4 protein-coding genes are annotated in these 7,286 nt (G+C 72.3%); 1 reads left to right on the top strand and 3 read right to left on the bottom strand.

Annotation, left to right across the window (positions count from 1 at the left end):
* Positions 1 to 112: 112 nt before the first annotated feature.
* The 3 genes from ABZU32_RS35100 to ABZU32_RS35090 form a co-directional block, all read right to left on the bottom strand.
* Complete coding sequence (locus ABZU32_RS35100) at positions 113 to 1,030, bottom strand: hypothetical protein (RefSeq protein WP_354929432.1); 918 nt, start codon at positions 1,028 to 1,030, stop codon at positions 113 to 115.
* A 23-nt stretch (positions 1,031 to 1,053) separates the two neighbouring features.
* Positions 1,054 to 1,575: a SigE family RNA polymerase sigma factor gene (locus ABZU32_RS35095; protein ID WP_354836532.1), complete on the bottom strand. Its 522-nt coding sequence runs from the start codon at positions 1,573 to 1,575 to the stop codon at positions 1,054 to 1,056.
* A gap of 235 nt (positions 1,576 to 1,810) precedes the next feature.
* The gene (locus tag ABZU32_RS35090) at positions 1,811 to 3,751 is read right to left on the bottom strand and encodes a Xaa-Pro dipeptidyl-peptidase (protein ID WP_354929429.1); all 1,941 of its coding nucleotides are present in this window, start codon (positions 3,749 to 3,751) and stop codon (positions 1,811 to 1,813) included.
* A gap of 274 nt (positions 3,752 to 4,025) precedes the next feature.
* On the opposite strand from ABZU32_RS35090, the gene ABZU32_RS35085 reads away from it, so the two are divergent.
* Positions 4,026 to 7,202, top strand: coding sequence for an amidohydrolase family protein (locus ABZU32_RS35085; protein WP_354929426.1), 3,177 nt, complete (start codon positions 4,026 to 4,028; stop codon positions 7,200 to 7,202).
* Positions 7,203 to 7,286 lie beyond the last annotated feature (84 nt).

The raw sequence follows: 7,286 nt of genomic DNA, 5'->3' as shown, positions 1-7,286 counted from the left end.
CATGCGATGGTGCCGTCATGCGATGGTGCCGTCATGCGATGGTGCCGTCATGCGATGGTGCCGTCATGCGATGGTGCCGTCATGCGATGGTGCCGTCATGCGATGGTGCCGGTCAGGGCTTCTTGGCGGACGGCTCCTCGCTCGGCTTCTGCCCCGGGTCCACCGGCTTGTTGACCGGCTTGTTCGGGTCGTCCGGTTCGCGGGTCGGGTCGCCCGGCTTGCCGGTCGGCTTGTCGTCCGGATCGGGCCCCGGCTTCTGCTCCACCTGGTCGGCGGGCGGTGCCGTGACCGTCACCGGAGTGCCGAAGTCGGCGAAGTCGATGACGTCACGCTGGCCGTTGTCGCTGAAGGTGACCTCCAGTCGCCGTACCCGTCCCTGGTCGTCCACCTCCACCGAGCCGGTGGCGTCGAACGACTCCTTGGAAGCGCCGGCGGGGCCGGTCCACTTCTGGTCCTTCAGCGAGAAGGTGAACCGCCGGCCGGTCCAGCCGGTTCCCGAGGCCGTGCCGTCCTCGTGGACGTCGGTGGCCGACCGGAGCTTCTGCAGGGCGGCCTGGGGGTCCTGGGGGGCGAGCTTGACCAGGGCGGTGGCCGCCGGCGCGCCCTTCTCCTGCCCCTGGTTGCGCGGGTAGAGGTGCCATTTCGCCGCGCCGGCCTCCCTGACGTACATCCGGTCGCCGATGAAGATGGTGTCGGTCCCGCCGCCACTTCTCCCGTTGACGACGCCGACGCGCCGGACCGGGTCGAAGGCGCCGTCGAACGCCTTGGCGCCGGAATCGCCGTGGATGCGGTAGCTCTCCTTGCTGGTGTTGTCCACCGCGGCGGCCACCTGGGCCTGTGCCGAGGGCTGGCCGCCGAGCAGCACCAGCACGGTCGTGCCGACCGTGGCGGCGACACCGGCCGTGGCGATCACCGGCACCAGGGACCGGGCCCGCCGGGGTGCGCGAATCGTCACCGGCATGAGGTCGATGCCCGCGGGCCGATCCTCGGTCGCCCTGACGAGCAGGGTGCGGAGTTCACTCTCGTTCATGGAAGGCTCCTGTCGTTGGTGGTTCACCGGACTCCACTCCCTTCTTGCTCGGGTTGGTTGACAGCCGTCTCGGGTGAGATCAGCAGGCGCATCGCTCGCAGGCCGCGATGCGTGTGGGACTTGACCGTGCCCGTGGAGCAGCCCATCAGGTCGGCGACCTCCGCTTCGGGCAGGTCGACGAAGAAGCGCAGCACCAGGGCCGTGCGCTGCCTCACGGGCAGCTTCGCCAGCGCCTTGCGGACGTCCTCGGCCACCGCCCGGGCATCCGCCACATCGCCCGAGCCGGCCGCTTCCGGCAGGTCGGGACGGGGGACCTCCCGCCGCCACCGGGCGCGCCACCACGAGCGGTGGGTGTTGACCAGGATGCGGCGCAGGTAGGCGTCGGGCTCGCTGCTGGTGTCCAGCCGGTCCCATACCCGGTACAACTTGCCGAGGCAGGACTGCACCAGATCCTCGGCGGTGTGCCAGTCCCCGGTGAGCAGGACGGCCGTTCTCAGGTGATGGTCTCCCCGGCGCCGTACGAAATCCGCGAAATCGGCATCCACCCGGTCTCCTCTCGTCACTGAAAGCCACCCCTGACACGCCCCGAGCGCCACCCCGGGTTGACCGGGTTCACCCGGAATCTTCGGCGGCCTCAGGCGCGCGGACGAGCGGGGGAGCGCGCGGCGTACCGGAGGACGCGTACGCCGGAGGCCGGTCGGCTCTGTTCTCCGGGTGTCCGGTGCCGCGTCGGCGCGGCGGGGCCGTCCGGGTGGCGCGCCCCGCCGGGTGGAGGCGGGGTCAGCCGGTGACCGGGATGAGGGCGTTCGTCGCTCCTACCAGCGGCAGCGTGACCGTGCTCCTGGTGGGGTCGAGGGTCAGGGTCGCGCCGGGGGCGGGACGGATGGTGTGGTCGTGGTCGCTGGACAGCAGCACCAGGCCGATCCGGTGGCCGGCCGGGAACACATAGTCGTGCGGCTGCATGTCGAAGCGCAGGCGGTACGGGGTGCCGGGCTTGACCGGGTCGGACCTCCAGAGCGACCTGCGGTTCTGCGGGTCGGCCCAGCCGCGGGTGATGATCTTCGCCTTGCCGCTCGGGTCGTGGTCGACCAGCAGCGCCGTGAGGTTGGCGGCGGGCCGGCCGAAGGACATCCGCAGCGACAGCTCCGGGGTGCCGCTGAGCCGCACCGCGCCGGCCAGCGGGCCGGACCTGTAGGCCAGGCGGTTCGCGGAGGCCGCCACGTCGGCCAGTGCCTGCGCCGGCTGTGACGCGTCGTCGACGAAGGTCTCGGTCACCGGCGCGCCCTGGCGGGTCCGGCCAGAGGTGAGCACGCCCGCGGTTCCGCCGATGCCCGGCGCCAGGTGCAGGCGGACGCCGGCCGCGGCCGGGTCGGGCCACTCGGTGTACTGCACCAGGCTGCGGTCCTCACGCTGGACCAGCGCCCGCGGGTCGTTCTCCACGCCGTTGCGGTGGTCCCACAGGTAGCGGGTGAACCAGCGGTTCAGCACGTCGAGGCCGGGGGAGCCGCCGTGGCCGCCCTGGTGCAGGTAGATCTTGTGCGGCACGTGACGCGCCTTGAGCGCCTCGTACCACCGCGCGGCCTGCTTGGTCTTGACGTTCCAGTCGTTGAGCCCGTGCGCGACCAGGACGGCGGCGTGGACGCGGCGGACGTCGTTCACGTAGTCGCGCTCGTCCCAGAAGCGGTTGTAGTCGCCGGTCACCCGGTCCTGCGCCTTCGCGAGCCCGTCGATGACGCTCCGGCAGACCGCCCGGTCGGCGCGGGTGTAGACGTACTCGGCGAGCACGTCGGTGTCCTCGCCCTGGTAGCCGCCGGGGGCGACGACGGCGCCGTTGGCGCGGTAGTAGTCGTACCAGCTCGAGATCGCCGAGATCGGCACGATGGCCTCCAGCCCCTTGACGCCCGTGCTCGCGACGGCGTTGGGCAGGGTGCCGTTGTAGGAGGTGCCGATCATGCCGACCCTGCCGGTGGTCCAGGTGGCCCGCACCTGCGCGCCCGTGGCGTCGTAGGCCTTCGCCCGGCCGTTGAGCCAGTCGACGACGGAGGCGGCGCCGATGGTCTCGTCGCGGCCGCCGATGGTCGGGCACCCGTCGGATCTGCCGCTGCCCAGCGACTCGGCGTGGACGACGGCGAAACCGCGCGGCAGCCAGTTGGCCTCGTGGCTGGTGCTGATGGCCGGTCCGGGGCCGGTGCCGTCGATGCTCCTGGCGTTCCCGGCCCCGTCGGCGTCGGCGGCGGCCGGCCGCTCGTCGGTCCGCGGGTCCAGCACCTGGCCGTCCCGGTCGTCCTGGCCTGGGCGCCGTGCCTCGTACAGCTCGTGGTCGACGTCGTGGTTGCCGATCGGGTTGCCGCCGGCGTAGTACGGACTGGCCTCGTACACGACGGGCGACCTCAGCCCGGCCGTCTCGGTCTCCCGGAGCCGGGTGACCTCGGCGTGCACCCGGTCCCTGCGCCCGTCGCCGTCGCTGTCGACCGTCGTCTCGACCCATACCTCCTGGCGGATCCAGTCGTCGGGGTCGGCGGAGAACACCGGCTGGGCGAGGCCGTCCTGGAAGACCGGCCCGACGGCGGCGTCCGGGGACGCGGCGGCCGGGTCGACGACGACCCCCGCGAGGGTCGTGGCGACGGCGAGGCCGAGCGCCGCGGCGCCGCGGCGTGCCGGTGCGGGACGACGGACGCCGGTCGGTGCCACAGGGCCTGTCACCGGGCGAGGCATTGACATCGGCGAACCTTCCGTGACGCTGAGAGGTCCGAGACCGCGGCCGCGGTGCCGAACGGAGTTCAAGGGACCACGAAGGCGGCCCGCTCGATGTTATGGGGACGAAGTTCCGAATGTCGCTGGATGTGCTCTATTTCTTTATTGTGGCATTTGCGGGGCACGTAGGGCTTTTGATGAATTAGTGGTGTCTGTCGTTAGTGCTGGTCGGCGGTCCGGGGCGTCGCCGGTCGGTTCGATGTCACCTTCCGGTCAGCGCTCCGGCGCGCATACTGTCGTAATGTCCCCCACACCAGCCTCCCCCGACCCATCCGTCCTCCCCACCGGTTCACCGTTCCGCCCGTCCCGCCGGGCGGTGCTGGCCGGCGCCGGAGGCGCTCTGGCCGCCACGCTGGTCCCCTCCCTCCCCGCGCGCGCCGAGACCACGGGCGACGGCCGCGACGGCCGAACCCCGGTCGCGTCCGGCACCGACTTCGCCGTCGCCGTCTCACCAGACGGTCGCACGCTCGCCCTGGACATGCTCGGCGTCCTGTGGGTCTGCTCGGCCTCCGGCGGCACCGCGCGCCGGCTCACCAGCGACCTGTACGACATCGCCCAGCCCGACTGGTCGCCCGACGGGTCCACCATCGTGTTCCAGTCCTACCGCGACGCCGTCTTCGACCTGTGGACGATCCGCCCCGACGGGTCGGCGATCAGGAGGCTCACCACCGGGCCCTTCGACCACCGCGAGCCCCGCTACAGCCCGGACGGGCGCACCATCGCCTACTCCAGCGACGCCGGCGGCGGCTACGGCGTCCACCTGCTCGACGTCGCCACCGGCGCGACGCGCGTCCTGGCCGACACCTCCGCCGAGGAGTACGAACCGGCCTGGTCGCCCGACGGGAGCCGCGTCGCGTTCGTCGTCACCGACACCAGGATCGACGTCGTGGAGGTGGCCACCGGCGCCCGCCGCACCGCGGTCACCGTCCCGGCCGGCCAGGTCGTCCATCAGCCGTCCTTCCTGCCGAACGGGACCGACATCGCCTACCACCTGTTCCACGACGGGGTCAACGAACTGGCCTGCACCGCGGGCACGCTCGTCTCCGGCGAGGAGGTCTTCCCGTTCAGAGCGCGGTTCCTGCGGGACGGGCGCTACTACTACACCTCCGGCGGCGCCGTCCGCACCCGCCGCCTCGGCTCGGCGTCCGCCGGCACGGTCGGCTTCACCGCCGCGCTGACCACGACGACCCCGAAGTACCGCAAGAGCGTCCGCGTGTTCGACGCGCCCGGGAGGTTCCCGGTCGCCGGCATCGGCAGCCCGGCGGTGTCCCCCGACGGCACCGCCATCGCCTTCCGCGCGCTCAACGACATCTACCTGACGCGCGCCGGAGGCAGGCCGTCCCCGCTGTTCGGCGACCGGTGGTGGAAGGCCGACCCCGACTTCTCCCCGGACGGGCGGCGGCTGGCGTTCGTCACCGACCGCACCGGCACGCTCAACATCTGGGTCCGCGACCTCGCGACCGGCGCCGACACGCAGCTCACCCACCTGTCGGACTCGGCCGCCCTGTCGGTCCGGTGGTCACCGGACGGCAAGGAGATCGCCTACCTGGACCAGGACGGCGCCCTGTGGGTCCTGGACGTCGCCGCCGGGGAGGTCCAGAAGGTCTTCGACGCGACCTTCGAGCCGGGCCGGCCGACCTGGTCGCCAGATGGCAGGACGATCGCGCTGGCGGCGGTCGTGCCGTACTCGCGACGCTACCGCGAGGGCCTGTCCAAGATCCTCCTGGTCGACCGGGCGACGGGCGCCGGCGCCTACGTCGACCCGGCCCCGCACCGGTCCCTGCAGACCCGCGGCGACGACGGCCCCGTCTGGTCGCCGGACGGCACCATGCTGGCCTTCGCCATGGAGTCGGTCGTATGGGTGCTGCCGGTCGACCCGGCCGGACGGCCCACCGGGCCCGCCCGGCAGGTCACCCGGGAGGTGTCGGACGCCCCGGTGTGGGCGGGCGACTCCGCCACCCTGCTCTACCTCAACGGCGGCAGGCTGAAGACGGTCCGCGTCGACGGCGGGCACGTCCGGACCGTCCCCGTCGAGCTGTCCTGGCGCAACGACCCCGGCCCGGACGAGGTCGTCGTGCACGCCGGCCGCATGTGGGACGGCGTCTCCGCCACCGTGGCCCGCGACGTCGACATCATCGTGCGCGGCCAGCGCGTCGTCGCGGTCGAGCCGCACCGGCCGGGACGGCGCGGCACGCTCGTCGACGCCGGCGACAGGTTCGTCATGCCGGGGCTGATCGACATCCACCACCACCGAGAGATGCAGGGGTACGCCTACGGGTCGCGGCAGGGGCCGCTGTGGCTCGCCCTCGGCGTGACGACCACCCGCTCGCCCGGCTCACCCGCCTACCACATGGTCGAGGAGCGCGAGTCGGTCCAGTCGGGCGCCCGGCTCGCACCGCGCTACATCGCCACCGGTGAGGCCATCGACGGGCCGCGCGTCTACTACAACTTCATGCGCCCGACCTACTCCCACCAGCAGCTGAGACTCGAGCTGGAAAGGGCCGAGGACCTCGGCTACGACCTGATGAAGTGCTACGTGCGGCTGCCCGTCGTCTGGCACAAGGAGGTCATCGAGTGGGCCCACCGCAGGGGCAAGCCGGTCACCTCCCACTACCACTACCCGGCGATCGCGATGGGCGGAGACGGCACCGAGCACGTCGGCGCGACCAACAGGTTCGGCTACTCGCGCACGGTCACGAACGTCGGCTCCGCCTACTCCGACGTCATCGCCATGTTCAACGCCTCGAAGATGGCCAGGACCCCGACCCTGTTCGGCTCCGCGACCCTCTACAAGGAGGACACCTCGCTGGTCACCGACGAGCGGGTCCGCCGGCTCTACCCGAACTGGCGGATGGCCAAGCTCGAGGCGAGCGTCACCACCGCGCGGACGACCGACCAGACGGCCAACCGGGCCAACCTCGCCAACCAGGTCGCGCAGCTGGTGGCGATGGTCCGCGGCGGCGGCGTCGTCACCGCCGGGACCGACGCGCCGATCGACCACCTCGCGGTCAGCCTGCACATGAACCTGCGGGCCATGGTGAAGTACGGCCTGACCCCGCGGGAGACGCTGATCACCGCGACGAGCACGTCCGGCGCCTACCTCGGGCTGCCGCTGGGCAGGATCGGCAAGGGCATGTACGCCGACCTGGCCATCGTCGACGGCGACCCGCTGACGCGCATCGAGGACGCCGCGAACGTCGTCGCCGTCGTCGTCGGCGGCAGGCACCACACGGTCGAGGGGCTACTGGCGCCCTACCCGTCCTCCACGACCACCGACCAGGCCGGGCCGCCCGCCGCCCTGGCGGCCCGCGGCAAGGTCAGGGCCCGTGTCCCCGTCCACCCGAGCGCCGCGGCCTTCTGGTGGAACGACCCGGCGGAACTGGAGAAGGCCCGCGTCTCCTGCGACCACGACCACTAGCCGTCCCTGGTTCGTTCGCTCCCGGGCGACCGGGAGCAAACGAACGATCAGGGATGAACGGGGGCGCTAGCTGACGTTGGCCGC

This window comes from Sphaerisporangium sp. NPDC005288 (genome assembly GCF_040607475.1).
GTDB lineage: Bacteria > Actinomycetota > Actinomycetes > Streptosporangiales > Streptosporangiaceae > Sphaerisporangium > Sphaerisporangium rhizosphaerae.
This window is presented reverse-complemented; position numbering and strand designations above follow the sequence as displayed.